At 73.0% G+C, this 25,323-nt stretch carries 23 protein-coding genes; 19 read left to right on the forward strand and 4 right to left on the reverse strand.

From position 1 onward, the window contains the following. Window position 1: 1 nt before the first annotated feature. From BLT76_RS03030 to BLT76_RS03040, 3 genes are all read left to right on the forward strand, one after another. On the forward strand, window positions 2-259 hold the full coding sequence (locus tag BLT76_RS03030; RefSeq protein ID WP_090850867.1) for a WhiB family transcriptional regulator: 258 nt from the start codon (window positions 2-4) through the stop codon (window positions 257-259). A gap of 88 nt (window positions 260-347) precedes the next feature. Next, entirely contained in the window at window positions 348-3,218 is a 2,871-nt protein-coding gene (locus tag BLT76_RS03035) for a glycosyltransferase family 2 protein (RefSeq protein ID WP_090850577.1), read from the forward strand. After that, window positions 3,215-4,594 (forward strand): DUF5719 family protein, encoded by a 1,380-nt coding sequence (locus BLT76_RS03040; RefSeq protein WP_090850579.1) that lies wholly within the window; start codon window positions 3,215-3,217, stop codon window positions 4,592-4,594. The genes BLT76_RS03035 and BLT76_RS03040 overlap by 4 nt, the downstream gene beginning before the upstream one ends. A gap of 10 nt (window positions 4,595-4,604) precedes the next feature. Here BLT76_RS03040 and BLT76_RS03045 read toward each other — a convergent pair whose 3' ends face one another. Then, entirely contained in the window at window positions 4,605-5,024 is a 420-nt protein-coding gene (locus tag BLT76_RS03045) for a nuclear transport factor 2 family protein (protein ID WP_090850581.1), read from the reverse strand. Continuing rightward, window positions 5,024-5,452 (reverse strand): metallopeptidase family protein, encoded by a 429-nt coding sequence (locus BLT76_RS03050; protein ID WP_244509221.1) that lies wholly within the window; start codon window positions 5,450-5,452, stop codon window positions 5,024-5,026. Before BLT76_RS03050 ends, BLT76_RS03045 begins: the two co-directional genes overlap by 1 nt. A gap of 49 nt (window positions 5,453-5,501) precedes the next feature. Between BLT76_RS03050 and BLT76_RS03055 the strand changes: the two genes are divergently transcribed. The 16 genes from BLT76_RS03055 (at window position 5,502) to secA (ending at window position 24,034) form a co-directional block, all read left to right on the forward strand. Next, on the forward strand, window positions 5,502-5,861 hold the full coding sequence (locus tag BLT76_RS03055) for a DUF3499 domain-containing protein (protein ID WP_090850585.1): 360 nt from the start codon (window positions 5,502-5,504) through the stop codon (window positions 5,859-5,861). A gap of 72 nt (window positions 5,862-5,933) precedes the next feature. Then, the gene (locus BLT76_RS03060; RefSeq protein ID WP_090850587.1) at window positions 5,934-7,307 is read left to right on the forward strand and encodes a phosphomannomutase/phosphoglucomutase; all 1,374 of its coding nucleotides are present in this window, start codon (window positions 5,934-5,936) and stop codon (window positions 7,305-7,307) included. After that, a complete protein-coding gene (locus BLT76_RS03065; protein ID WP_090850589.1) occupies window positions 7,304-7,480 on the forward strand; it encodes a Trm112 family protein in 177 nt (58 codons plus the stop codon). Before BLT76_RS03060 ends, BLT76_RS03065 begins: the two co-directional genes overlap by 4 nt. A 14-nt stretch (window positions 7,481-7,494) precedes the next feature. Beyond that, a complete protein-coding gene (locus BLT76_RS03070; RefSeq protein ID WP_090850591.1) occupies window positions 7,495-8,526 on the forward strand; it encodes an SIS domain-containing protein in 1,032 nt (343 codons plus the stop codon). Window positions 8,527-8,556: 30 nt separating this feature from the next. Further along, entirely contained in the window at window positions 8,557-9,696 is a 1,140-nt protein-coding gene (locus BLT76_RS03075) for an acyltransferase family protein (RefSeq protein ID WP_090850593.1), read from the forward strand. Then, window positions 9,693-10,640 carry a DUF808 domain-containing protein gene (locus BLT76_RS03080; protein WP_090850595.1) on the forward strand — a complete coding sequence of 316 codons (948 nt, stop codon included), beginning with the start codon at window positions 9,693-9,695 and terminating at the stop codon, window positions 10,638-10,640. The genes BLT76_RS03075 and BLT76_RS03080 overlap by 4 nt, the downstream gene beginning before the upstream one ends. Window positions 10,641-10,697: 57 nt before the next feature. Then, a complete protein-coding gene (locus BLT76_RS03085) occupies window positions 10,698-11,240 on the forward strand; it encodes a cyclodeaminase/cyclohydrolase family protein (protein WP_170866916.1) in 543 nt (180 codons plus the stop codon). A gap of 61 nt (window positions 11,241-11,301) precedes the next feature. Further along, window positions 11,302-12,732 (forward strand): adenosylhomocysteinase, encoded by a 1,431-nt coding sequence (gene ahcY, locus BLT76_RS03090; RefSeq protein ID WP_090850599.1) that lies wholly within the window; start codon window positions 11,302-11,304, stop codon window positions 12,730-12,732. A gap of 35 nt (window positions 12,733-12,767) precedes the next feature. After that, the gene (mtrA, locus tag BLT76_RS03095) at window positions 12,768-13,517 is read left to right on the forward strand and encodes an MtrAB system response regulator MtrA (protein ID WP_257024059.1); all 750 of its coding nucleotides are present in this window, start codon (window positions 12,768-12,770) and stop codon (window positions 13,515-13,517) included. Window positions 13,518-13,692: 175 nt separating this feature from the next. Next, window positions 13,693-15,315: an MtrAB system histidine kinase MtrB gene (gene mtrB, locus BLT76_RS03100; protein ID WP_244509222.1), complete on the forward strand. Its 1,623-nt coding sequence runs from the start codon at window positions 13,693-13,695 to the stop codon at window positions 15,313-15,315. After that, window positions 15,312-17,060 (forward strand): LpqB family beta-propeller domain-containing protein, encoded by a 1,749-nt coding sequence (locus tag BLT76_RS03105; RefSeq protein WP_090850601.1) that lies wholly within the window; start codon window positions 15,312-15,314, stop codon window positions 17,058-17,060. Before mtrB ends, BLT76_RS03105 begins: the two co-directional genes overlap by 4 nt. 64 nt (window positions 17,061-17,124) lie before the next feature. Then, entirely contained in the window at window positions 17,125-17,844 is a 720-nt protein-coding gene (locus BLT76_RS03110) for a ComF family protein (RefSeq protein ID WP_090850603.1), read from the forward strand. A 381-nt stretch (window positions 17,845-18,225) separates the two neighbouring features. Beyond that, window positions 18,226-18,855, forward strand: a complete 630-nt coding sequence (gene hpf, locus BLT76_RS03115) for a ribosome hibernation-promoting factor, HPF/YfiA family (protein WP_090850605.1) — start codon at window positions 18,226-18,228, stop codon at window positions 18,853-18,855. A 113-nt stretch (window positions 18,856-18,968) separates the two neighbouring features. Continuing rightward, a complete protein-coding gene (locus BLT76_RS03120; protein ID WP_244509223.1) occupies window positions 18,969-19,649 on the forward strand; it encodes a response regulator in 681 nt (226 codons plus the stop codon). A 283-nt stretch (window positions 19,650-19,932) separates the two neighbouring features. Continuing rightward, complete coding sequence (locus BLT76_RS03125; protein WP_090850609.1) at window positions 19,933-21,159, forward strand: winged helix-turn-helix domain-containing protein; 1,227 nt, start codon at window positions 19,933-19,935, stop codon at window positions 21,157-21,159. A gap of 55 nt (window positions 21,160-21,214) precedes the next feature. Next, window positions 21,215-24,034: a preprotein translocase subunit SecA gene (gene secA / locus BLT76_RS03130; RefSeq protein ID WP_179714408.1), complete on the forward strand. Its 2,820-nt coding sequence runs from the start codon at window positions 21,215-21,217 to the stop codon at window positions 24,032-24,034. A 79-nt stretch (window positions 24,035-24,113) separates the two neighbouring features. Here the strand turns inward: secA and BLT76_RS03135 are convergent, their stop codons facing one another. Both BLT76_RS03135 and BLT76_RS03140 read right to left on the reverse strand, forming a co-directional pair. After that, the gene (locus BLT76_RS03135) at window positions 24,114-24,644 is read right to left on the reverse strand and encodes an Rv3235 family protein (protein WP_090850613.1); all 531 of its coding nucleotides are present in this window, start codon (window positions 24,642-24,644) and stop codon (window positions 24,114-24,116) included. Then, window positions 24,641-25,252: a LysM peptidoglycan-binding domain-containing protein gene (locus BLT76_RS03140; RefSeq protein ID WP_170866917.1), complete on the reverse strand. Its 612-nt coding sequence runs from the start codon at window positions 25,250-25,252 to the stop codon at window positions 24,641-24,643. The genes BLT76_RS03135 and BLT76_RS03140 overlap by 4 nt, the downstream gene beginning before the upstream one ends. Window positions 25,253-25,323 lie beyond the last annotated feature (71 nt).

Here is a 25,323-nt window from a genome sequence, read left to right on the forward strand (position 1 = left end):
CGTGAGAGAACTTTTTCTCCTCGACGGAGACGCCGAGGAAGAGGCGGGGTGGCAGGAGCGCGCGCTGTGCGCTCAGACCGACCCCGAAGCGTTCTTCCCCGAAAAGGGAGGATCGACGAGGGAGGCCAAGAAGGTCTGTCTCACCTGTGATGTGCGCGACGAGTGCCTGGAGTCCGCACTGATGAACGACGAGCGGTTCGGCATCTGGGGCGGTCTCTCCGAGCGGGAGCGGCGCAAGCTGAAGAAGCGCGCAGTCTGAGTACCACCAGAGAGGGAGCCCCGGTCGATGTGACCGGGGCCTTCTCTCATTTTCGGCCCCCTTCGCGGACCCTCTAGGGTCGGGGACCGTGCCAGGTCCTCGTTCCGTCGCCGTGCTGCTGGTCAGCCACGACGGCGCGCGGTGGCTGCCCGCGGTCATCGACGGGATCCGCAGCCAGACCGCTCCGGTCGAGCGGGTGGTGGCGATCGACACCGGCAGCAAGGACGAGAGCCCGGGGCTGCTGGACCTCGCCTTCGACGACGTACGACGTGTCGGCGGCGCGACGTCCTACCCGGAGGCGGTCCGGCTGGGGCTGGACGCCCTCGGTCCCGACGGACCCGAGTGGGTCTGGCTGCTCCACGACGACAGCAACCCCGACCCGACCTGCCTCGAGGCGCTGCTGGCCGCCGCCGACGAGGACCCGGGTGCCGACCTGCTCGGGCCCAAGCTGCGCGAGTGGCCCTCGCTGCGCCGGCTCCTGGAGCTGGGCGTCACCATCTCGGCCACCGGTCGCCGCGAGACCGGTCTCGAGCGCGGCGAGTACGACCAGGGCCAGCACGACGAGGTCCGCACGGTGCTGGCGGTCAACACCGCCGGCCTGCTGGTGCGCCGGTCGGTGCTCGAGGGCCTGGGCGGGCTCGACCCGCAGCTGCCGATGTTCGGCAACGACCTCGACCTGGGCTGGCGCGCCGCGCAGGCCGGCCACCGCACGCTGATCGTCCCGCAGGCGGTGGTCTTCCACGCCGAGGCGGCCCACCGCGGGGTCCGTCGTACGCCGCTGACCGGACGGCACACGCACTACCAGGAGCGCCGGGCCGCGATCTGGACGCTGCTGGCCAACGCGCCCGGCCGGGCGCTGCCGTTCCAGGTGGTCCGACTGGCGCTCGGGACCGTGCTGCGCATGGTCGGGTTCCTGCTCGTCCGATCGGTCGGGCAGGCCCTCGACGAGCTCGCGGCCCTGGTGTCGGTCTACTCCCACCCCGGCGACCTCCGCGCCGCGCGTCGCGCGCGCCGCGCCGGCCGGGTCGCCGACCACGACCAGGTACGACGCCTCCTCGCCCCCTGGTGGCTGCCCTACCGCCACGGGCTGGACTTCCTCGGTGACCTGCTCGCCGCCGCGACCGACCAGGCGGCCGACGTCGCGGAGCGCCGGCGGGCCGCGCAGGCCGAGGCCGACCCGTCGTCGTTCGCCGCCCGGCGGGTGGCGGTCGACGACGAGGACGCGCTCGGCGAGGACACCGGGCTGGTGGCGCGCTTCTTCACGAACCCGGTCGCGCTGGCGCTGACCCTGTTCGTGGTGGTCGTCCTGGTCGCGGCCCGGGCGGTCCTCGGCGAGGTGTCCGGCGGTGGGCTGTCCCCGGCGCCGGACGCCGCCCGCGACTGGTGGGACCTGCACCTGACCACCTGGCAGCCGCTCGGCACCGGCACCGCCGTCCCGGCTCCCGGCTACGTCCTCCCGCTGGCACTGCTGGCGACCCTGCTGCTCGGCAGTCCTGCCTCGGCCGTCACCGCGCTGCTGGTCCTCGCCGTCCCGTTCGCGCTCTGGGGGGCCTGGCGGCTGCTCCGGGTCGTGGGCCGGCTGGTCTCGCCGCGCGGTGCGCCGCGCTGGCTGATCCTCTGGGGCGCGACGACGTACTCCCTGGTGCCGGTCACGAGCGGGGCCTGGGGCGACGGCCGCCTCGGCCTGGTCGTCGCGGCCGCGCTGCTGCCCTGGCTCGCGCACGCCGCCCTCGGGTTCGCCGACCCCGACGCCGACCGGCGCTGGCGGGCCGCCTGGCGCACCGGGCTGCTGCTGGCCCTGGTGACGTCCTTCGCGCCCGTGGCCTGGCTGCTGGCCGTGGTGGTCGGCCTCGTGGTGGTCGCGACCGCCACCGCGGTGGTCCGCTCGGCCGTCCGCGACCGCTCCGTGTGGGGGCCGCCGGCCACCGCCGTCGGGATCGTCCCCGTGCTCCTCGCCCCCTGGTGGCTGCCGGCCGTGCTGGAGCACGCCGCGGAGGGTCTGCTGCTCGACGCCGGCCGGCTGCCCGGCCTGACGGCGTCCGGCGTCGACCTGCTGGCCGGACGCTTCCACGAGCTGGGGGCCCCCGCCTGGGCCGGGCTGGTGCTCCCGGTCCTCGCGGCTCTGGCCGTGCTCCCACGGGCGACCCGGATCCCCGTCCTCGTCTGCTGGGTGGTCGCCCTGGTCGCCGCGGCCACCACCGCCGTGCTGTCCCTGGTCACCCTCGACCTGGCCGCGGTGTCGGTGCCCGCCGCCACCGGCCTCCCGCTGCTGGTCCTCCAGGGCGTCCTCGTCGTCGCGGCGACCCTCGGCGGGCAGGGTCTGGTGCTCGCCGCCCGCCGCGACGGCTGGCCGACCGTGCTCCGCGGGCTCACCGTCCTCCTCGCGGCCGGCGCCGCGGTGGTCCCGCTCGTGGGGCTCGGCTGGTTCGCCGCCGGCCACGACGAGCTGGCCGGCGACGCCGACGACGGGATCCCCGCCTACATGGTCCAGAGCTCGGAGACCGGCCCCGAGCACGGCATCCTCGTGGTCCGCGGCGACGTCGCCACCGGGCTCGACTACGTCGTACGACGCGACGACGGCGTGACGCTCGGCGAGGACGAGGTCCTGGCCCTCACGGCCGAGGACACCGAGCTGACGCGGGTGGTCCGGACCCTGGTCTCCCGCCCCACCGACGCCGAGGTGAGCGCGCTCGCCGACCGCGGGATCGAGTACGTCGTGCTGCCGAGCCCGGCCGACCCCGAGATCGCGGGCTCCCTGGACGCGACCGCTGGCCTGGTCCAGGCCAGCGCCGAGAACCGCAGCACCCGCGCCTGGCGCGTCGAGCAGCCGCTCGACCCCGACGCCGTCGACGGACCACGCTCCTGGCTGCGGGTCGTGCTGCTGGTCGTGCAGGGCCTCGCGGTCCTCGTGGTGCTGGTGCTCTGCGCGCCCACCACCGACCGGAGGAGGCAGCCGTGAGCGACGCTCCCGTCCCCGGTCGCCGCAGCCGCGTCCGTCCGGCCCGCCGCGGGCCCGACCTGACCGTGCTGCTCGCCGTGCTCCTGCCGGTGCTGGCGGTCGGGCTGCTGCTCGTCGCCGGCACCGACCCGATCGAGCGGGCCGACCGACCGCCCACCTCGACCGGGCTCACCAGCGCCACCCTCGGCTGCCCGGCAGGGCTGCCCGGGGCGGGTGACGTGCAGGTGCTGAGCGGGGGCGAGACCGGGGGCGAGGTGACGGTGGGCGACCAGCCGGTCGAGCTCGAGGCGGGGCGCGCCGCGCGCGTCGAGGCGCCGGATGCGACGGTCGTCCGGGGCACGGGCGACCTCGCTCCCGGCCTGGTCGCCGGTCGCAGCGGCACCGCCCCGCTGGCCGCGGCCGACTGCCCGCTCCCGAGCGCCCAGCAGTGGTTCACCGGCGTTGGCGCGGGGGCTCGGCACTCCTCGGTGGTCGAGCTCGTCAACCCCACCGCCGGCCCGGCCGTGGCCGACGTCGTCGTGCTCGGCAGCACCGGTGTCGTGGACGCCCCGACGCTGCGCGGCGTGCTCGTCCCCGGCGGCCAGACCCGGCGTCTGGACCTGGCCGCGGCGATCCCGCAGGAGGGCGAGCTCGCTCTCCAGGTGACCACGACCCGCGGTCGCCTCACCGTCTCGGTCGCCGACAGCGACGACCGGCTGGGTTCGGCCACGCCGACCACCGACTGGCTCGGCGGTCAGGCCGAGCCGCTGGCCACCAGCACCCTGCTGGGGCTGCCGGGAGGGGCCGGCCGCCGGACCCTGGTGCTGGCCAACCCCGGCGCCGACGAGCTGCGTGCGGAGCTGCGGTTCGTGACGGCCGACTCCGTTTTCGCGCCCCAGGGGCTGCAGGAGGTCCGGATCGCGCCCGGGTCCACCGCCCGGGTGGCGCTCTCCGCCGAGCTGGCGGCCGCCACGGCCGACGGCACGTACGGCGTCCAGGTCAGCGCGACCGGTCCGGTGACCGCCTCGCTGCGCAGCGTCGTACGGCGCGACATCTCGCACGCCGTGCCGGCCGTCCCGGTGCGCCGTCGTACCGTCGCGGTGCTGCCGGAGGGCCGCAAGCGGCTGCAGCTCGCCGACGCCTCGGCGGTCGGGGTGGTCGTCGTGGTCGCGCGCGACGCGGCCGGTCGCGAGGTGGCCAGCGAGACCCTCGACGTCACGCCCGGCGCCGGCGGCACCCTCGACCTGCCCGAGGAGGCCGTGCAGGTCGAGGTCGAGCCGCGGCGGGCCTCGGTCCTCGGCGCGGTGCTGGTCACCGGCCAGGGCGCCGCCGTGGTCCGGCTGCACGAGCTGACCACCGCCGGTCTGGTTCCGCAGGTCGCGCCGGGCCTGCCCTGAGGGCCACCGCTCAGGGGCGGGGCGCTCGCCAGGAGGGGTGTCCGACCTCGGCCTCGAACGCGGGACGCACCTCGACGGTGTCGTAGACGATGCGCAGCTCCTCGATCAACCCCTCGGCGTCGAGGGTGGCGACGTCCACCACCTCGAACGGTGCCGCGACCCCGGAGGGCAGGCGCCAGTCGAAGTGGAACCAGAAGCTCACCGTCGCCCGGCCGCTCGTGTCCGTCCCGCTCATCACCGACCGCAGGGTCAGGTTCGCCCGGCTGGTGTCCGCGAACAGCGCCGGGTAGAACTCCCGGGGCGGGAGCGGTCCGTACAGCGGCGAGTGGACGACGCCGTCCTCGACGAACAGGCCGACGACCAGGTCGACGTCCGCGGTCGCCAGCGCGCGCAGGTAGGTGGCGGCGAGGTCGTCCGGGGTGGCTCCCACTAGTCGTCGCCCTGGTATCGGGGGTCCACCTCGGAGGCGTCGATGCCGAGCAGCTCGGCGACCTGCTCGACCACCAGGGTCAGCACCAGCGCCTCCAGGTCGCCGCGGGTCTCGCAGCGGTGCTCGATCGGCCGGCGGAAGAGCACCAGACGGGTCGGGGCGCCCCCCGTGCCGCGCACCAGCGACGACAGCGGCACGGTCCCGGTGTCCCAGTCGTCGGGCACCTGCGGCGCGTCCTCGACGGCGTACTCGACCAGCCCGAGACGGTCCTGCCAGCGCCCGTCGACCTCGGTGACGATGCCGAGGACCAGGTCGTCGAAGCGCTCCCGCTTGGTGCGCAGGGCCGGGGTGCCGGGGTGCTCCGGCCGGACGCCAGGGCCGCGCATGCCCCGGCCGCGACGGTCCCGGGTACGGCGAGGTCTCTCCACGCCGCGAGCCTAATCGGGCGGGATCGGGGCGGGAGGTAGCGTCTGCCGCGTGAGCCCCACCCGTCGTTGTTCGCGCACCGCGTGCGGCCGTCCTGCGGTCAACACGCTGACGTACGTGTACGCCGACCAGACCGCCGTCCTCGGCCCCCTCGCGACGTACGCCGAGCCGCACGCCTACGACCTCTGCGACACCCACTCCGAGCGGCTCTCGGCCCCGCGCGGGTGGGAGGTCCTCCGGCTCGCGCCCGACACCTCCGCGCAGGGGCCGTCCAACGACGACCTGCTCGCCCTGGCCGACGCCGTCCGCGAGGCGGCCCGGCCGATCGCGCCGGTGCGTCCGCTCCCCACGGAGGAGACCGGCCGCGAGACCGGCCGCAAGGGACACCTCCGCGTCCTCTCGACCGACTGACCCGGCGGACCCGCCGAGCCCGCACCCGTGGTGCCGACTCGGAAGGCTGTCCGCCCCGCTAGGGTCAGCGCCATGGCCGACACCCTCGACCCCGCCAACGTCCACGCGATCTTCAAGGCCTACGACGTCCGGGGCACGGTCCCCGACCAGATCGACGAGGAGCTGGCCCGCGCGACCGGCCGCGCGTACGTCCAGGTCGTCGGCGCCACCACGGTCGTGGTGGGCCACGACATGCGGCCCAGCTCGCCCGGCATGGCCGGCGCGTTCGCCGAGGGCGCCACGGCCGCGGGGGCCGACGTGATCCTGATCGGGCTGGCCTCGACCGACCAGCTCTACTTCGCCTCCGGCCACCTCGGCCACCCGGGCGTGATGTTCACCGCCAGCCACAACCCGGCCCAGTACAACGGGATCAAGATGTGTCGCGCGCACGCCGTACCGATCGGGCTGGAGACGGGGCTGGCCGAGATCCGCGACCTGGTCGTGTCGCCCCAGCCGGTGTCCGGGCCGACCGGCGAGGTCTCGGAGCACGACGTCCTCGAGGCGTACGCCGCCCACCTGCTCACCCTGGCGCCGGTCGTGGGGCGGCCGCTGAAGGTCGTCGTCGACGCCGGCAACGGGATGGCCGGCCACACCGCCCCGGCGGTGTTCGAGCGGCTCGGGTCCGACCAGGTGGACGTGGTGCCGATGTACTTCGAGCTCGACGGCACCTTCCCCAACCACGAGGCCAACCCGATCGACGCCGAGAACCTCCGCGACCTGCAGGCGCGGGTGCTCGAGGAGGGGGCCGACGTCGGTCTCGCGTTCGACGGCGACGCCGACCGCTGCTTCCTCGTCGACGAGGAGGGCCGCGCGGTCTCGCCGTCCACCCTGACGGCGCTGATCGCGAGCCGCGAGCTGGCCAAGGAGCCGGGCGCCACGATCATCCACAACCTGATCACCTCACGGGCGGTCCCCGAGATCGTCACCGAGCTGGGTGGCACCCCGGTGCGCACCCGGGTCGGGCACTCGTTCATCAAGGCCACCATGGCCGAGACCGACGCGGTCTTCGGCGGCGAGCACAGCGGTCACTTCTACTTCCGCGACTTCTGGCGCGCCGACTCCGGGATGCTGGCCGCGCTGCACGCCCTGGCCGCGCTGGCCGAGACCGATCGGCCACTGTCGGCGCTGCTGGCGTCGTACGAGCGCTACCCGGTCAGCGGCGAGATCAACTCCGAGGTCGCCGACCAGGTCGGCGTGATGGCTGCCCTCGAGGAGGAGTACGGCGTACGCCCCGGGGTGACCACCGACCGCCTCGACGGGCTTACGGTGTCCCACGCGGACTGGACGTTCAACGTCCGGCCGTCCAACACCGAACCGCTGCTCCGGCTGAACGCCGAGGGGAAGGACGAGGCCACGATGGCATCCGTGCGCGACGAGGTCCTGACGAAGATCCGGGCCGCCCGATGAGCGCCGCGTCCCTCGACCCGGGGCTGCTGGCGATCATCGTCTGCCCGCAGTGCCGCGGCCAGCTGGCGCCCCAGGCCGACGAGCTCGTCTGTCAGGGCGAGTGCGGCCTGGCCTACCCGGTCCGCGACGGCATCCCGGTGCTGCTCGTCGACGAAGCCCGCACGCCGGCCTGAGCGCGGCGACGAGGATGGCGACCTGGTTCGACGAGTCCCGACTGGACGACGAGACGGCCCTCGGCGCGGCCGACCTCCGGCTGCGCACGCTGGCGGAGTCCGGCGCCCGGGTGCGCCGCGAGGTCGGCGCAGCCGCCGAGGCGATCGAGGAGGCCGTCTCGCGCAGCCTCTCCGAGGCCCGACCCCGCGCGGTGATCGCCGCCGGCCCCGACTCGCGCCTGCTGCGGGCGGTGCTCGAGCCGTGGTGCCCCGTGCCGTTCGTCGCCTGGCCCGGGCCCGCCCTGCCCGGCTGGGCCGGCAGCCTCGACCTGGTGGTCGTGCTGGCCCCGGAGGGTTCCGACAGCGGCACCGCCTCCGCCGTCGCGGAGGCCGTACGGCGGGGCTGCCAGGTGGTCGTCGCCTGCCCGCCGACCTCGCTGGTCGGCGAGCACGCCGCCGGCCGGTGGAGCACCATCCTGCCGACCGCGACGGCCGACCAGCTCGCCACCGCGGTGGCGATGCTGACCTTCCTCGACCGGGTCTCCCTCGGTCCGGCCGCCGACCCCGAGCAGGTGGCGACCGCGCTCGACGAGGTCGCGACCAGCTGCTCGCCGCACCGCGACATCGCGGTCAACCCGGCGAAGGTGCTGGCCATCGCCCTGGCCGACGCCAACCCCCTGGTCTGGGGTGGCTCGGTGCTGGCCGCCCGGGCCGCTCGCCGGGTGGCGGAGTCGATCCGCCGGGTGAGCGGCCGCACCGCCCTGGCCGGCGACGCCGAGCACCTGCTGCCGGTGCTCGAGGCGGCCCGCCCGCGCGACGTCTTCGACGACCCGTTCGCGGGGGAGGGCGGCGAGCTGCGCCCGACGCTGCTGGTGCTCGACGACGGCGCCGAGGACCCGGTGGTCCGCGAGCAGCGCGGACGCCTCCAGGCGACCGCGACGTCGCGGGGCGTCCGGGTCGAGACGGTGACGACCGAGGCCCCCAGCGAGGTCGCCCGCTACGCCTCGCTGCTGCTGACCGGCACCTACGCGAGCGAGTACCTCCGGCTGGGCCTCGTCGAGGACTGATCCACAGGTCCAGCGGGTACCACTGGACCCGTGCACGCGACGTCCCCAGCCCAGCCCGCGACCCGGACCCGGGACCCCTGGTTCGACAACGCCAAGATGGCCCTGGTCACCCTCGTGGTGGTCGGCCACGCGCTGACGCTGCTGCCGACGACGGCCTTCAACAACCACCTCTACGACTTCCTCTACGCCTGGCACGTGCCGGCGTTCGTCCTGGTCACCGGCTACCTCTCGCGCTCCTTCAGCTGGGAGCGCCGGCGGATGTGGCAGCTGGTGCGCACCGTCGTCGTGCCGTACGTCGTCTTCGAGTGCGCGATCGCGCTGTTCCGCATCCACGTGGGCGGCGAGCAGCTGCAGGACCTGTTCAAGGACCCGCACTGGCCGATGTGGTACCTCGCGGCGCTGTTCTTCTGGCGACTCGTGACCCCCGTCTTCAAGGCGATCCCGGGGGCGCTGCCGGTCGCGCTGGCGATCAGCCTGGTCGCCGGCCTGTACGCCGGTGACACCCTGGACCTGGCCCGCGTCCTGGGCCTGCTGCCCTTCTTCGTGATGGGCCTGTCGGCCACCCCCGAGCGGCTGGAGCGGCTGCGGGCGCCGGCGGTCCGGATCACCGGCGTGGTGGTGCTGGCCGCAATCTGGGTCCTGACGACCTGGACTGACCGCTGGGCGGCCACCGAGTGGCTCTACTACCGCGCCCGCTACGACGAGTTCGACGTCAGCGACCCCCGGGCGTTCGCCATCCGGGCGGGCGTGCTGCTCGTCGGCACCCTGGGGGCCTGGGCCTTCCTCGCCGTGGTCCCGCGGGTGGGTGGCTGGTTCACCCGGATGGGCGCCTGGACCCTGGTGGTCTACCTCTTCCACGGGTTCGCCGTGAAGGGCGCGTCGTACGCCGGCTACCCCGACTGGGCCGCCGACCACGGGACCTTCGCCCTGCTGGTCACCGTCGCCGCGTCGGTCGCCCTCTCCTTCCTGCTCGCCTGGGGCCCGCTGGCCTCGCGCCTCAACCACCTCGTCGACCCGCTCGGGTACGCCGAGCGGCGGGTGAAGGAGGCGCACGCCACCGTCAACGCGAAGGCCGAGACCGACGTCATCAGCGCGGCCGTCGAGGACGCCGCTACGCTTCGGGCCATGCCTGAGCCTGTTGACGCCACCTCCGACCGAGCCTCGCGGTGAGCGCGGGCCTTTTCGGGCTGCTCGACGACGTCGCCGCGATCGCCCGGCTCGCCGCGGCCTCGATCGACGACGTCGGCGCGGCCGCCGGCCGGGCGACGGCGAAGGCTGCGGGCGTGGTGGTCGACGACACCGCGGTGACCCCGCAGTACGTCCACGGCGTCACCGCCGACCGCGAGCTGCCGATGATCAAGCGGATCGCCATCGGCTCGATCCGCAACAAGCTGCTGATCATCCTGCCGGTGGCGATGCTGCTCAGCCAGTTCCTCCCCGGCCTGCTCACCCCGATCCTGATGGCCGGTGGCGCGTTCCTCTGCTACGAGGGCGCCCACAAGGTCTGGGGCAAGGTCCGCGGCCACGAGCACCACGCCGCCCCGGTGGCGGCGTCCGGCCCCGAGGCCGAGAAGACGATGGTGGCCGGGGCGGTCCGCACCGACCTGATCCTGTCGGCCGAGATCATGGTGATCGCCCTCAACGAGGTCGCCGACGAGTCGTTCTGGGCCCGTGCCGCGATCCTGGTGGTCGTCGCCCTCGTCATCACCGTCGTGGTCTACGGCGTGGTCGGGCTGCTGGTGAAGATCGACGACATCGGCCTGCACCTCGCCGAGCGCTCATCCGCGGCGTCCCAGCGGATCGGGCGCGGCATGGTGACGGCCATGCCCCACATCCTGAACGTGATCTCGGTCGTCGGCACGGCCGCGATGCTCTGGGTGGGCGGTCACATCGAGCTGGTCGGCCTCGACGACCTGGGCTTCCACGCGCCGTACGACTTCGTCCACCACCTCGAGGAGGAGGTCCGCCACGCCACGGGTGCCCTCGGTGGCGTGCTGGGCTGGCTGGTCAACACGGTCGCCTCGGCGATCCTGGGCCTGGCGGTCGGTCTCGCGGTCCTCGCCGTGGTCACCCTGCAGCCGTTCGGCAAGAAGGCGCACGCCCCGGCCCACTGACCGATCCGTGCTAGGAATCGGGTGACGAACCACCACCTGACACACGAGGAGGCAGCCGTGGAGCCGTTGGACGCCTGGCTCGACCGGCTCGCCGCTCCCGGGGCGGACCCCGGCGGCGGCGCGGCGGCGGCCGTCATGCTCGGCCTCGGCTCGGCGCTGGTGGGGAAGGTCGCGTCGTACCCGTCGCGCGACGGGGCCGACCTCGCGGGCGTCCGCGACGCCGCGGACGCGCTCCGGCGTCGCTCGCTGAAGCTGGTGGCCGCCGACGGGGCCGCCTCGGCCCGGCTGGTCGCCGCCTGGCGGAGCCGCTCCGACGACCTCGCCGCCGCGGCGGTCGCAGCCGCCGGCACCAGCGCCGACATCCTGGCCGTGGTGGAGGACGCCATCCCCCTGCTCGCGGAGCTGGCCCGGCTCGGCAGCGCGCCGCTCCTGGCCGACGTGGCGGCCGCCGCCGCGGCGTACGGCGCGGCGGCCCGGGTCGCCGTCCTCAACCTCGACGGCGACCTGCACCTCGCGGGCGCGCCCGACCGGGAGGACCTGGCCGGTCGGGGAGAGCGGCTGATCGCTCGCCTGGACGCAGCCACGAGGATTCCTCGTTGAGCGCACGGCCGTTCTAATCTCGGAGGACGCGAACCGCCGCTATACCACCCCAGGAGCACCGATGGACTACAAGGTCGCCGACCTCAGCCTGGCCGACTTCGGCCGCACCGAGATCCAGCTCGCCGAGCACGAGATGCCCGGCCTGATGGCGATGCGCGAGCGCTACGGGGCCGACAAGCCCCTCGCCGGCGCCCGGATCGCCGGCTCGCTGCACATGACGATCCAGACCGCCGTCCTCATCGAGACGCTGGTGGCGCTCGGCGCCGAGGTCCGCTGGGCCTCCTGCAACATCTTCTCCACCCAGGACCACGCCGCCGCGGCGATCGCCGTCGGCCCGAACGGCACCCCCGAGGACCCGCAGGGCGTCCCGGTCTTCGCCTGGAAGGGCGAGACGCTGGAGGAGTACTGGTGGTGCACCCAGCAGATCCTCGACTGGCCCGGCGACACGCTCCCGAACATGATCCTCGACGACGGTGGCGACGCGACCCTGCTCGTCCACCTCGGCGTCCAGGCCGAGAAGACCGGTCAGGCGCCCGACCCGGCGACGGCCACCAGCGGTGAGCAGCGGATCATCTTCGAGGTCCTCAACGAGGTGCTCGCGAAGAACACCGACCACTGGACCCCGATCGCCAACTCGATCAAGGGCGTCACCGAGGAGACCACCACCGGTGTCCTGCGCCTCTACGACATGATGCGCGACGGCACGCTGCTCTTCCCGGCGATCAACGTCAACGACTCGGTCACCAAGTCGAAGTTCGACAACAAGTACGGCTGCCGGCACTCGCTCATCGACGGCATCAACCGCGCCACCGACGTCCTCATCGGCGGCAAGGTCGCGGTCGTCTGCGGCTACGGCGACGTCGGCAAGGGCTGTGCGGAGTCGCTGCGCGGCCAGGGTGCCCGGGTCATCGTCACCGAGATCGACCCGATCTGTGCGCTGCAGGCGGCGATGGACGGCTACCAGGTCGACACCCTCGACAACGTCGTCGGCACCGCCGACATCATCATCACCGCGACCGGCAACAAGGACGTCGTGTCGGTCGAGCAGATGTCGAAGATGAAGCACAACGCGATCGTCGGCAACATCGGCCACTTCGACAACGAGATCGACATGGCCGGCCTCGAGGCCGAGGGCGTCGCCGTGCGCAAGAACGTCAAGCCGCAGGTCGACGTCTGGACCTTCCCGTCGGGCAACGCGATCATCATGCTGTCCGAGGGGCGCCTGATGAACCTCGGCAACGCGACCGGCCACCCGTCGTTCGTGATGTCGAACTCCTTCACCAACCAGGTCCTGGCGCAGATCGAGATCTTCACCAAGACCGAGGAGTACCCGACCGGCGTCTACGTGCTGCCCAAGCACCTCGACGAGGAGGTCGCCCGGCTCCACCTGGACGCCCTCGGCGTCAAGCTCACGACCCTCTCGGAGTCGCAGGCGTCGTACCTCGGCATCCCGGTCGAGGGCCCGTACAAGACGGAGCAGTACCGCTACTGAGTGCCTCCGAGGCTCGTGGTGGCAGGATTGATGCCATGAGCCAGCCCTCCGGCGGGGCTGCCGGACTGCCCCAGGGGCAGCCGAGCAGCCCGCCCAGCGACTACGCGACCAAGGGACGCGTCCTCGTCGTCGACGACGACGCGTCCCTCGCGGAGATGCTGACGATCGTCCTGCGTCAGGAGGGCTTCGACAGCCGCATGTGCGTGCGCGGCGACCAGGCCCTCGGCGAGTTCCGCGACTACCGCCCCGACCTGGTGCTGCTGGACCTGATGCTCCCGGGCAAGGACGGCATCGACGTCTGCAAGGAGATCCGCGCGGAGTCGGGGGTCCCGATCGTGATGCTCACCGCCAAGGGCGACACCGTCGATGTCGTCGTCGGCCTCGAGTCCGGGGCCGACGACTACGTCGTCAAGCCGTTCAAGCCCAAGGAGCTGGTCGCCCGGATCCGGGCCCGGGTCCGCCGCTACGAGACCACTCCGCAGGAGACCCTGACGATCGGCGACCTGGTCATCGACGTCGCGGGCCACGCGGTGGCGCGGGCGGGTGTCCCGATCAGCCTGACCCCCCTCGAGTTCGACCTCCTGGTCTGCCTGGCCCGCAAGCCGTGGCAGGTCTTCACCCGCGAGGTGCTGCTGGAGCAGGTCTGGGGCTACCGCCACGCCGCCGACACCCGGCTGGTCAACGTGCACGTGCAGCGACTGCGCTCCAAGGTCGAGCACGACCCCGAGAACCCCGAGATCGTCGTCACCGTCCGCGGCGTCGGCTACAAGGCGGGCAACCAGTGATGACGGCGGCCTAGGGGATGTCTCCCGAGTCCATGGCCTGCTGCGCGCCGTCCCTGGGGCACCTGGACGGCGTTGTCGTCGGTCGCCATGACTCCGTCATGTCTCCCTCCTCCGCCTTGCCAGGCACTCCCAGGGACGACGCTCGCGACGGCCAGGACTCAGGAGACATGCCCTAGTGTCCCGGCTCGCGCTCGGCATGCCGCCGGGCCTCCGGCGCGGGCTCACCTTCTGGCGTCGTTCGATCCAGGCGCGGGTGGTGGCCTCCACCCTCGTGCTGTCCGCGACGGTCGTGGGGGGCGTCGGCTGGTTCCTGCTCCAGCAGACCCGTGAGGGTCTCCTCGACCAGCGCGTGGACGCGGTCGTCGCCGAGGCCGACACCGAGCGTGCCGACGCCGAGACCCGCCTGGGCTCGGTGCCCGGCACGGACGTCGACGCCACGGCCCAGCAGGCCGAGCTGATCGACCCGATCATCCAGCGCGGCCTGACCCGGGGGTTCGCGGTCGTGCTGGCCGGCCCGATCGGCGAGAACACCGGCCGGATCGCCCAGCGCGGCACCCGCTCCTCGCCGGGCCTCGACACCGGCAGCGTGCCGACCAGCCTGGAGAGCCACTTCCAGGAGCCGGCGGCCACGGCCTGGACCTACACGACGATCCGGACCCTCGACTCCGCCGGGACGGAGCTGAGCGAGGAGCCCGGCATCGTGGTCGGCACCCAGGTGACGCTGGTCGCCGACGGCGGCACCTACACCCTGTACTTCCTGTTCCCGCTCGACGAGCAGCAGGAGACGCTCGCGCTGGTGACCCGGGCGCTGCTGACCGCGGCCGTGCTGCTCCTGGTCCTGGTCGCCGGCGTCACCTGGCTGGTCACCCGCCAGGTGGTCACCCCGATCCGGATGGCCCGCCGGGTGGCCGAGCGGCTCGCCGCGGGCCGGCTGCAGGAGCGGCTCCGGGTCACGGGCGAGGACGACCTGGCCCGACTCGCGACCTCGTTCAACCAGATGGCCAGCAACCTGCAGCGCCAGATCCGCCAGCTGGAGGAGCTCAGCCGGGTCCAGCACCGGTTCGTCTCCGACGTCTCCCACGAGCTCCGCACGCCCCTCACCACGGTGCGGATGGCCGGCGACGTCCTGTACGACGCCCGCGACGACTTCGACGCGGTCAGCTCACGCGCCGCCGAGCTGCTCCAGACCGAGCTGGACCGCTTCGAGACGCTGCTGGTCGACCTGCTCGAGATCAGCCGCTTCGACGCGGGCGCGGCCGTGCTGGACGCCGAGGACATCAACCTGGTCGACGTCGCGCACCGGGTGGTCGAGGCCACCCGCCCGCTGGCCGAGCAGCGGGACGTGGGGGTCGTCGTACGGGCTCCGGACCACCCGTGCCTGGCCGAGGCCGACGCCCGGCGGATCGAGCGCGTCGTCCGCAACCTGATCACCAACGCCATCGACCACGCCGAGACCGGTCGCGGCGAGGAGATCGTCGTGCAGGTGGCCGGGGACGACCACGCGGCGGCGATCACCGTCCGTGACTTCGGGATCGGCCTGGGCCCGGGGGAGTCCGCGCTGGTCTTCAACCGGTTCTGGCGCGCCGACCCGGCCCGCGCCCGCACCAGCGGCGGGACCGGCCTCGGGCTGTCCATCTCGCTGGAGGACTCCCACCTGCACGGGGGCTGGCTGCAGGCCTGGGGACGGCCGGGGGAGGGCGCCCAGTTCCGGCTCACCCTGCCGCGCCGGGTCAACGCCCCGCTGCGCCGCAGCCCGCTCCCGTTGGTCCCCGCCGACGCCAAGGAGCCCGTGACATGAGACGCCCCGCCACCGCGCTCCTGCTCGCGGCCGTGCTCGCCCTGGCCGCGACCGGGTGCGTGAGCCTGCCCGAGACCGGGCCGGTCGTCGAGACCGACGGCAGCCGGACCACGCCGGAGAGCACCGGGGTGAAGTACGACCCGCTCCCGCCGCTCCCGGACGCGTCGCGCTCCGAGATCGTCAAGGGCTTCCTGGACGCCATGACCGCGGTGCCCATCCAGACGACCTCCGCCGCCGAGTTCCTCACACCCGAGGCACGGGCGTCCTGGCGACCCGAGCGCGAGACCATCACGTACGGCGACCGCTCGCCGGCCATCGACGGCAGCGAGGTCGTCAGCGTCCGGATGCTCGACGGCGCCAACCGCTTCGACTCGCGGGGCGCCTGGCGCGGGTCGCTCGGCGGCTCCGACCTCGACCTGCGCTTCGGGCTGGAGCTGGAGCAGGGCGAGTGGCGCATCTCCGACGCCCCGGACGCCCTCGTGGTCCCCGAGTCGTGGTTCGAGTCGCGCTTCCGCCGGCTGTCGCTGTCCTTCTTCGACCCGAGCGCCCGGATCCTGGTGCCGGAGCCGGTCTTCGTCGCCAACGACGGCGCCCTGGCGACCCGGCTGGTCGAGGGGCTGCTGGACGGGCCCGGCGCCGACATGGGCACCAGCTCGCGCAGCTTCTTCCCGGCCGGCGCCCGGCTCGGCGACCTCTCGGTGCCGGTGTCCTCCGACGGGGTCGCGGACGTGTCCCTCAGCGACGTCGGGCAGCAGCCGCCCGAGAGCGAGCGGCTGATGGTCGTGCAGCTCGCCGCGACGCTGCGCCAGGTCGTCGGCATCCGGTCGGTGCGGGTGACGGTCGACGGCGAGCTGGTCCAGCCCCCCGGCAGCGACGAGGGACGGTTCCCGGTCGGCCTGGGGGAGGAGTTCGACCCCGCCGTACCCGGCGCGAGCGCGATCGTCTTCGGCGTCCGCGACGGACGCCTGGTCGCGGGGATCCCCGAGGCCCTCGACCCGGTCACCGGCCTCTTCGGGACCGGCGAGATCGCCCTGCGGTCCGCGGCCGTCAGCCTCGACGGCAGTACCGCCGCGGGCGTCACGACCAGCGGCTCCGTCGTGGTCGCCCCGGTCGGCGCCGGTGACGTCGAGCCCCGGGGGATCCTCGACCGCGGGGCCGACCTGCTCGAGCCGGCCTGGGACTTCACCGACCGGATCTGGCTGGTCGACCGCCGTGCCGACGGCGCCCGGGTCCGCTACTACGAGGACGGTCGCCTGCGCAGCCTGGACGTCCCCGGGATCACGGGAGAGACCGTCCGCTCGTTCCTGGTCTCCCGCGACGGCTCCCGCCTGGTCGCCGTCCTGGCCCGCCCCGAGGGCGACGAGCTCGTCGTCAGCCGGATCCGGCACCGGCCACGCGGAGACGTCCGCGGCGCCACGGAGGCCCAGGTGATCCTGGGCGCCGCGTCCGAGGCCCAGACCATCAAGGACATCGCCTGGCGCTCGCCGACCAGCCTCGCCGTGCTGACCGGCGTGGCTGGCGAGCTGTGGGAGGTGCGCTCGGTCGCGGTCGACGGCGCTCCCACGAGCCTCGAGAGCATCGCCAACCTCAACGGCCCGGTCCGCTCGCTGGTGGGTTCCCCCGTCGACGGGCAGAGTCTGCTGGTCCTGGCGCCCGACCTGGCCCTCGACCTCTCCGGCCCGGTGGCCCGCGAGATCGAGTTCGGCGAGGGCCAGCGCCCGCGCTCCCTCGAGTACGTCGGCTGACGCGTCCTCCACAGCCCGCTCGGCGCCGGTTGAGCCGGATCGTCCCGGCTGGTGCGCTGGAGGGGTGCTGGACGCCGTCACCGACCTGCTGCTCGGCGGCCGGTGCGTCGGCTGCGCGCGCCCCGGACGGCTGCTGTGCGGGGGCTGCGAGGCGGCGCTGCCGGCCGGTGCCGGACCCGCCTGGCCCGTCCCGGCCCCGCCCGGGCTGGCGCCGCCCTGGGCGGCCACGTCGTACGACGGGGTGACGCGGGCGATGGTGCTCGGCCTGAAGGAGCGCCGGCTGCTCGGCCTGGCCCGCCCGCTGACCGGTCTGCTCGTCCAGGCCGTGGCCGCCGCCGCCCCCGCGGGACCGGTCGTGCTGGTGCCGGTCCCGTCCCGGCCGGCCAGCGTGCGCGCCCGCGGCCACGACCCGACGTACACCCTGGCCGCGGGAGCGGCCGCCCGCCTCCGGCGGGAGGGGTACGACGTCCGCGCGACCCGGCTGCTCCGGACCCGGCCGGGCCTGCTCGACCAGGCCGGCCTGGACGCGGTCGCGCGGGCCCGCAACCTCGCGGGCTCGATGACCTGCCCGACGGCCGGCCTGCGCCGGCTCGCGGCGGCCGCGCCCCGCGTGCGGGTGGTGGTCTGCGACGACGTGCTGACGACGGGTGCGACCACCCGGGAGGCCCAGCGGGCGCTCGAGTCGGTGGGGCTGCAGGTGGCCGGGATCGCCGCCGTGGCGGCCACCCGGAGGCGGCGGGCCGAATCAGGGACCTCTGTCCCTTTAATCCCGGGCGCGAGGTGACTACCGTCTCTGCATGGAGTCCGTCCGGGTCCGTGGTTGCACCGCTGGTGCGCCTCTGGCGCGCGGGCGGCTAGCCGAAGCCAGTCGCAGGCGAAACGGTCCACGTAAGTCCGCCTCCGGGCGGACGATCACGGTGCGGCTTAGAGGTAAGTCCTGCCCCGTCCTTCCCGTCAGATGCGGGGACCGGCGGGAGAAGGCCAGTAGTGGCAGAGAAGCTGCGAACGTCTCAGCAGGCGATTGTGGGGTCGAAGACCAGGTCGGCCGGGCGGGCTCCATCTCATCCCTCACCGGAGCACGGGCCACTGCGCCCGCGCTCCGGCGCGCCCACAGGACGGCACGGATGAGCTGAGAAGGAAACCAACTGTTCAACGGGAGGTTCACATGGAAGTTGTGGTCACGGGGCGTCACTGCGAGATCACGGACCGGTTCCGCGATCATGCCGCGGAGAAGCTGACCCGGCTGGAGAAGCACGACCACCGGATCATGCGGGTGCATGTGGAGGTGGACTGTGAACCCAACCCGCGCCAGCACGACCGCTCGATCCACGTGGAGCTGACCGCCTTCTCGAAGGGCCCGGTCATCCGGGCCGAGGCGGCCGCCGACGACAAGATGGGGGCCCTCGACCTCGCGCTGGACAAGATGGCCGCCCAGATGCGCCGGGCGGCCGACCGGCGGCGCGTGCACCGGGGGCAGAAGACCCCGGTCTCGGTCGGCCAGGCCCTCGCCGACACCGATCCGGCTCCCATCGCCGAGACGGTCGAGGAGGAGCTGTCGAGCACCCAGGAACGTCAGGTCGGACCGATCGCGGTCACCGGCGACGGTCCGCTGGTCGTGCGCGAGAAGACCCACCCGGCCAGTCCGATGACCCTCGACCAGGCCCTCTACGAGATGGAGCTCGTGGGCCACGACTTCTACCTCTACGTCGACAAGGAGAGCGAGCGTCCGGCCGTCGTCTACCGACGCCGGGGCTACGACTACGGCGTCATCTCGCTCGATCTCGGGGAGGAATGACCCGCTCGGCACGGCTCTGATCTGGTCGGGGTGGCCCATCTGGGCCACCCCGACCAGCAGTTGTGTGACCCATCTGGACGCCAGACGGGGCCCGTCCGTGCCATGATCTGCGCGTGGCCGATACACATAGCGACGCCTCGGAGCCCATCCGGGTGCTCGTCGTCGACGACCAGGAGCTCTTCCGTCGCGGGCTGACGATGCTGCTGGCGGTGGAGACGGGCATCGAGGTGATCGGCGAGGCCGGGGACGGCATCGAGGGCACCAACCTCGCCACGACCGCTGCACCCGACGTCGTCCTGCTCGACATCCGGATGCCCAAGCGCTCCGGCATCGAGGCCTGCCTGGCCATCAAGGAGGCGGTCCCGTCGGCCAAGATCATCATGCTGACGGTCTCCGACGAGGAGGCCGACCTCTACGAGGCGGTCAAGAGCGGGGCCTCCGGCTACCTGCTGAAGGACTCCTCGATCGAGGAGGTCGCCCAGGCCGTCCGCGTCGTCGCCGACGGCCAGTCCCTGATCAGCCCATCGATGGCGGTCAAGCTGATCGACGAGTTCAAGCAGATGTCGCGCCCCGAGCGTGACCATGTCCCCGGTCTGCGGCTGACCGAGCGCGAGCTCGAGGTGCTCCGCCTGGTCGCCAAGGGCATGAACAACCGCGAGATCGCCCGCCAGCTGTTCATCTCCGAGAACACCGTCAAGAACCACGTGCGCAACATCCTGGAGAAGCTCCAGCTGCACTCCCGCATGGAGGCGGTCATGTACGCCGTCAAGGAGAAGCTGCTCGATCTCCCTTGACGAGAGGCGCCCGAGGAACGAGGGCGCCGCTCGTCACGAGAGATCACCGGTGGTCGAGCGAGCAGCACGGCTGAGCCTGCGAAGCCGTGACCCGCGTGTCGAGACCGCATCCTGACTCGCCCGCACATCACCACCGCCAGGCCCACGACCGGCGCAATTGCGCCGCTTGTGGGTCAGGCGGAGCCCTACCCGCCCGTCAGTAGCGCAATTGCGCCGTTCGCGGGGCGGGCGTCCCGGCCGCCACGGAACACCGCTGTCGGCGCCCCGCCGTACGCTCTCGCCCATGCCGCGAGACGTCCTCAGCCAGGCCCAGGCCCGCCGGGTCGCGCTGGCGGCGCAGGGCTTCCTCGACAAGCGCCACACCGTGCCCACGATGCGCACCTTCGCGCGCACGCTCACCCGCACCGGGGTGCTCCAGGTCGACTCGGTCAACGTCCTGCAGCGGGCGCACTACATGCCGCTCTACTCGCGGATGGGTCCCTACGACGTCGACCTGCTGCGTCGGGCCGCCGAGCAGCGGCCGCGTCGCCTGGTCGAGTACTGGGCGCACGTGCAGGCGTTCATGCCCGTCGAGCTGTGGCCCCATCTGCAGCACCGCAGGGAGCAGTACCGCGCCAGTCGCGGCAAGTGGTGGAACGAGGTGACCGACGAGACCGCGGCCGCCCTGCTGGCCGAGGTCGCCGCCCGCGGTCCGAGCACCGCCCGCGAGCTCGACGACGGCGCCCCGCGGAGCAAGGAGCACTGGGGGTGGAACTGGTCCGAGGCCCGCAAGGGCCTCGACTACCTCTTCATGGTCGGCGACCTGGCGGTCGCCCGGCGCAACACCCAGTTCGAGGTGGTCTACGACCTGCCCGAGCGGGTGCTCCCGGCCGAGGTGCTGGCGCAGCCGACCCCGACCCGGGCCGAGGCCACGCTCGAGCTGGTCCGCCGGGCCGCGGTCTCGCACGGGGTGGCCACCGCGCAGTGCCTGAAGGACTACTACCGGATGCACGTCGACGACGTCCGGCCGGCGATCGCCTCCCTGGTCGAGGCCGGCGAGCTCCTCCCGGTGACCATCGAGGGGTGGAAGCGGCCGGCGTACCTCCACCGCGACGCGCGGCTGCCGCGCCGGGTCGGCGCGCGAGCGCTGCTCAGCCCGTTCGACCCGGTGGTCTGGGAGCGTGAGCGCACCGAGCGCATCTTCGACTTCCACTACCGGATCGAGATCTACACCCCCGCCGAGAAGCGGGTGCACGGCTACTACGTCCTGCCCTTCCTGCTCGGGGACCGGATCGTCGCGCGGGTCGACCTGAAGGCCGACCGCCGGGCGGGCGTGCTCGTCGTCCAGGGCGCGTACGCCGAGCCGGGATCACCGCCCGAGTCGGCCGAGGAGCTCGCCTCCGAGCTGGGGGTCCTGGCCGGCTGGCTGGGGCTCGCCGAGGTCCGGGTCGAGCCCCGGGGAGACCTCGCCCCCGCGCTCGTGTCCGCCGTCGTGGCCGCCGGGCTCGGACGGTTGGCACACCCCCGATAGCATGGTCCGCGGCCCGACCCGGGGCCTGCTCGTCCTACCCAGGGAGACCCCTCTCGTGCCTGCCATCCTCGACAAGCTCCTCCGCATCGGCGAGGGCAAGATCCTCCGTCAGCTCGAGGCCGTCGCGAAGGCCGTCAACGCCATCGAGGACGACTTCGTCGCGATGAGCGACGAGGAGCTCCAGGGCATGACCGCCGAGTTCAAGCGGCGCCTGGAGGAGGGCGAGACCCTCGACGACCTGATGCCCGAGGCGTTCGCCACCGCGCGCGAGGCGGCCAAGCGGGTGCTCGGCATGCGCCCGTTCGACGTGCAGATCATGGGCGGCGCGGCGCTGCACCTCGGCAACATCGCCGAGATGAAGACCGGTGAGGGCAAGACCCTGGTCGCGGTGCTGCCGTCGTACCTCAACGCGCTCGCGGGCAAGGGCGTCCACGTCGTCACCGTCAACGACTACCTCGCCAAGTACCAGTCCGAGCAGATGGGCCGCGTCCACTCGTTCCTCGGCCTGACGACGGGCGTGATCCTGCCCGAGCTGCGCCCGGCGCAGCGGCGCGAGGCCTACAACTGCGACGTCACCTACGGCACCAACAACGAGCTCGGATTCGACTACCTGCGCGACAACATGGCCGGCTCCATCGAGGAGTGCGTCCAGCGCGGCCACGCCTTCGCCGTGGTCGACGAGGTCGACTCGATCCTCATCGACGAGGCCCGGACCCCGCTGATCATCAGCGGCCCGACCCAGGACGAGGTGAAGTGGTACGGCGAGTTCGCCAAGATCGTCGCCCGCCTCGAGAAGGACGTCGACTACGAGACCGACGAGAAGAAGCGGACCATCTCGGTCCTCGAGCCCGGCATCACCAAGGTCGAGGACCACCTCGGCATCGAGAACCTCTACGAGGCCGTCAACACCCCGCTGATCTCGTTCCTCAACAACTCCATCAAGGCCAAGGAGCTCTTCCGCCGCGACAAGGAGTACGTCGTCATGAACGGCGAGGTGCTCATCGTCGACGAGCACACCGGCCGGATGCTCTCGGGTCGCCGCTACAACGACGGTCTCCACCAGGCCATCGAGGCCAAGGAGGGCGTGCAGGTCCGCGAGGAGTACCAGACCCTCGCGACCGTGACCCTGCAGAACTACTTCCGGCTCTACGACAAGCTCTCCGGCATGACCGGCACGGCCATGACCGAGGCGTCGGAGTTCGACAAGATCTACCAGCTCGGCGTCGTCCCGATCCCGACCAACCGGCCGATGGCCCGCGTCGACCAGGCCGACTTGGTCTACCGGACCGAGGAGGCCAAGTACGAGGCGGTCGCCGACGACATCGCCGAGCGCAACGAGAAGGGCCAGCCGGTCCTGGTCGGCACGGTCTCGGTCGAGAAGTCCGAGTACCTCTCCGACCTGCTGAAGAAGCGCGGCATCCCGCACACCGTCCTCAACGCGAAGGTGCACGCGGCCGAGGCCAAGATCGTCGCCATGGCCGGCCACAAGGGTGCGGTCACGGTCGCGACCAACATGGCCGGTCGAGGCACGGACATCATGCTCGGTGGCTCGGTGGAGTTCCTCGCCGACGCCGAGCTGCGCAAGCAGGGCCTCGACCCCGTCGAGCACGCCGAGGAGTACGACGCCGCCTGGCCCGACATGCTCGAGCGGATCAAGGAGCAGGTCGCCAACGAGCACGACGAGGTCCGCGAGCTCGGCGGCCTCTACGTCGTCGGCACCGAGCGGCACGAGTCGCGCCGCATCGACAACCAGCTGCGCGGTCGTTCCGGCCGTCAGGGCGACCCGGGCGAGTCCCGGTTCTACCTGTCGCTGCAGGACGAGCTGATGCGCCTGTTCAAGTCCGACTGGGTCGACCGTGTCCTGACCATGCTGAAGATCCCGGACGACGTCCCGATCGAGAACAAGCGGGTCACCAGCGCGATCGCCAACGCGCAGGGCCAGGTCGAGTCGCAGAACTTCGAGTCCCGCAAGAACGTCCTGAAGTACGACGACGTCATGGACCGCCAGCGCAAGGTGATCTACGGCGAGCGGCGCGAGGTCCTCGAGGGGGCGGACCTCCAGGAGCAGATCGGCACCTTCATCGACGACGTCGTGACCGGCGTCGTCACCGGGCACACCCAGGGCTTCGCCGAGGAGTGGGACCTGGAGCAGCTGTGGACCGACCTGCGCCAGATCTGGGCGGTCTCGCTGACGCTGGAGGAGGTCCTCGAGGCCGCCGACGGCGAGGTCGCCCACGTCGACCGCGACGAGCTCATCGAGCAGCTGAAGGCCGACGCGCACGCGGCGTACGACGCCCGTGAGGCCGAGGTCGGCGCCGAGGTCATCCGCGAGCTGGAGCGTCGGGTCCTGCTCTCGGTGCTCGACCGCAAGTGGCGCGAGCACCTCTACGAGATGGACTACCTCCGCGAGGGCATCTACCTGCGGGCCTACTCCCAGCGCGACCCGCTCGTCGAGTACCAGCGCGAGGGCTTCGACATGTTCGCCGCCATGATGGACGGCATCAAGGAGGAGGCCGTCGGCTTCCTGTTCAACCTCGAGGTCTCCGTCGAGGAGGAGGTCGAGGACGACGAGGAGGAGGCCGAGGAGGTCTACGAGCCGCTGCTGCAGCCCGAGGGCACCGTCCCCCAGCGCGCCGTGCCCACGATCCGCGCCAAGGGCCTGGACCGGCCGAAGCAGCCGCAGAACCTCGCCTACTCCGCGCCCGACGAGGACGGTGAGGCCTCCGTGCGCGGCACCACCGCCACCAGCGCCGACGACGAGTACGCCGGCGTCGGCCGCAACGACAAGTGCCCCTGCGGCTCGGGCAAGAAGTTCAAGCAGTGCCACGGCGCTCCCGGCGGCCCCACCGGCCTCACCGCCCGCGCCTCGGGCTGATTCACGGTCGCGCCGAGTCGGCGTGAGTTCGGTGCCGAGTCGGCGCGAACTCGCGCCGACTCGGCATTTCCGGGGGTGCTCAGGCCCACTGGAGGGCGGTGCAGATCCAGCGCGGGGTGGCCTCGTGGCGGGTGCGCTTCAGCTCGAAGCGGGCGGCCAGGGCCCGCGAGCGCTCGCCGTACCGCACGTGCACGCTGACCTCGACGACGCCGCGGTCCACGAAGCAGCTGTGGATGCTGAGGACCTGGGGGCGGACGGGCTGGACCCGAGCGGTGGCGGGCTGGTGGCCCCCTGCGCGGGCAACGAGGAGCGCCCGGCGCTGCAGGTCGGCGTAGACCTCCCCGGTCGTCCAGCGCAGCAGCTGGGTCGCCGGCCGGTCACCGCCGACGATCTCGACGGCGGCCTGGGCGAACCGGTGGGCCCAGCGCTCGACCTCGCGGCGGCGCCGTACGTCGACCGGGGTGGGGTCGCCCGGCCCGGGAGCGGGCGTCGCAGCCACCCGGGGCGGCTGCTGGCGGGGCTGGAGGTCGAGCGCGAGCGTGCCCTGCACGCTGGCGACTGGGACCGGCACCCGGAGCTGGACGACATTGTCGGGACGGGACGTGCTCATGACGGCTCCTGCGGGGACGGGGGCAGCCGGAGTCGCTGCCCGGGGCGGATCAGGTCGGGATCCGGTCCGACGACGGACCGGTTGAGTCGGTAGAGCTCCCGCCAGCGCCGGTCGACCTGCGCCGGGGAGGCGGTCGGGCCCAGCTCGCGCTCCGCCAGGGCCCAGAGGGTGTCGCCGGGCCGGACGGTCCTCGCCGCCGGCAGCGGTACGACGACCGCGGGCGCCGGACCACCGAGCGCCCGGTCGGGGAGCGGCAGTCCGGCCAGCCCGGGGTCGGCCGCGGCCGGCCCGGCGAGCCCCGCGGCCAGGGACGCGCCGCAGGCGAGCAGCACCGCTCGTCGCCAGGACGCGGGCACTGCGCGGGTCAGGCCCACCCGACCCCGAGCGACTTCGAGCACGACGGTGGTCGTGACGAGCCAGGCCCACCCGGCGCAGGCCAGCAGGATCACCGAACCGGCGCGGACGAGTGCTGTCGCGAGGTCCGTGCCGGGTCCGCCCGCGAGGGCGACGGCGTCTGCGCGCAGCGCCACGCCGGCGAGCACCGCAGCAGCGGTGGTGGCGAGCCACACCAGGGTGCAGCGCAGCGGAGGTGCGCAGGCGGTGTTCATCCGAGAACCTTTGCGTTTGCTTCTGTTTGCTTCAGTCAAAGCGTTTTTACAGAAGTCGTCAACGGCTTGTC

The organism is Nocardioides lianchengensis (genome assembly GCF_900101465.1).
GTDB classification, from domain to species: domain Bacteria; phylum Actinomycetota; class Actinomycetes; order Propionibacteriales; family Nocardioidaceae; genus Nocardioides; species Nocardioides lianchengensis.

What these genes read in the sequence shown, in the direction of transcription:
- BLT76_RS03060 (WP_090850587.1), top strand. Translation starts at nt 5,934, where the DNA reads ATGGCCGACACCCTCGACCCCGCCAACGTCCACGCGATCTTCAAGGCC.
- BLT76_RS03065 (WP_090850589.1), top strand. Translation starts at nt 7,304, where the DNA reads ATGAGCGCCGCGTCCCTCGACCCGGGGCTGCTGGCGATCATCGTCTGC.
- BLT76_RS03070 (WP_090850591.1), top strand. Translation starts at nt 7,495, where the DNA reads ATGGCGACCTGGTTCGACGAGTCCCGACTGGACGACGAGACGGCCCTC.
- ahcY (WP_090850599.1), top strand. Translation starts at nt 11,302, where the DNA reads ATGGACTACAAGGTCGCCGACCTCAGCCTGGCCGACTTCGGCCGCACC.
- mtrA (WP_257024059.1), top strand. Translation starts at nt 12,768, where the DNA reads ATGAGCCAGCCCTCCGGCGGGGCTGCCGGACTGCCCCAGGGGCAGCCG.
- BLT76_RS03105 (WP_090850601.1), top strand. Translation starts at nt 15,312, where the DNA reads ATGAGACGCCCCGCCACCGCGCTCCTGCTCGCGGCCGTGCTCGCCCTG.
- hpf (WP_090850605.1), top strand. Translation starts at nt 18,226, where the DNA reads ATGGAAGTTGTGGTCACGGGGCGTCACTGCGAGATCACGGACCGGTTC.
- BLT76_RS03125 (WP_090850609.1), top strand. Translation starts at nt 19,933, where the DNA reads ATGCCGCGAGACGTCCTCAGCCAGGCCCAGGCCCGCCGGGTCGCGCTG.
- BLT76_RS03135 (WP_090850613.1), bottom strand. Translation starts at nt 24,644, where the DNA reads ATGAGCACGTCCCGTCCCGACAATGTCGTCCAGCTCCGGGTGCCGGTC.
- BLT76_RS03140 (WP_170866917.1), bottom strand. Translation starts at nt 25,252, where the DNA reads ATGAACACCGCCTGCGCACCTCCGCTGCGCTGCACCCTGGTGTGGCTC.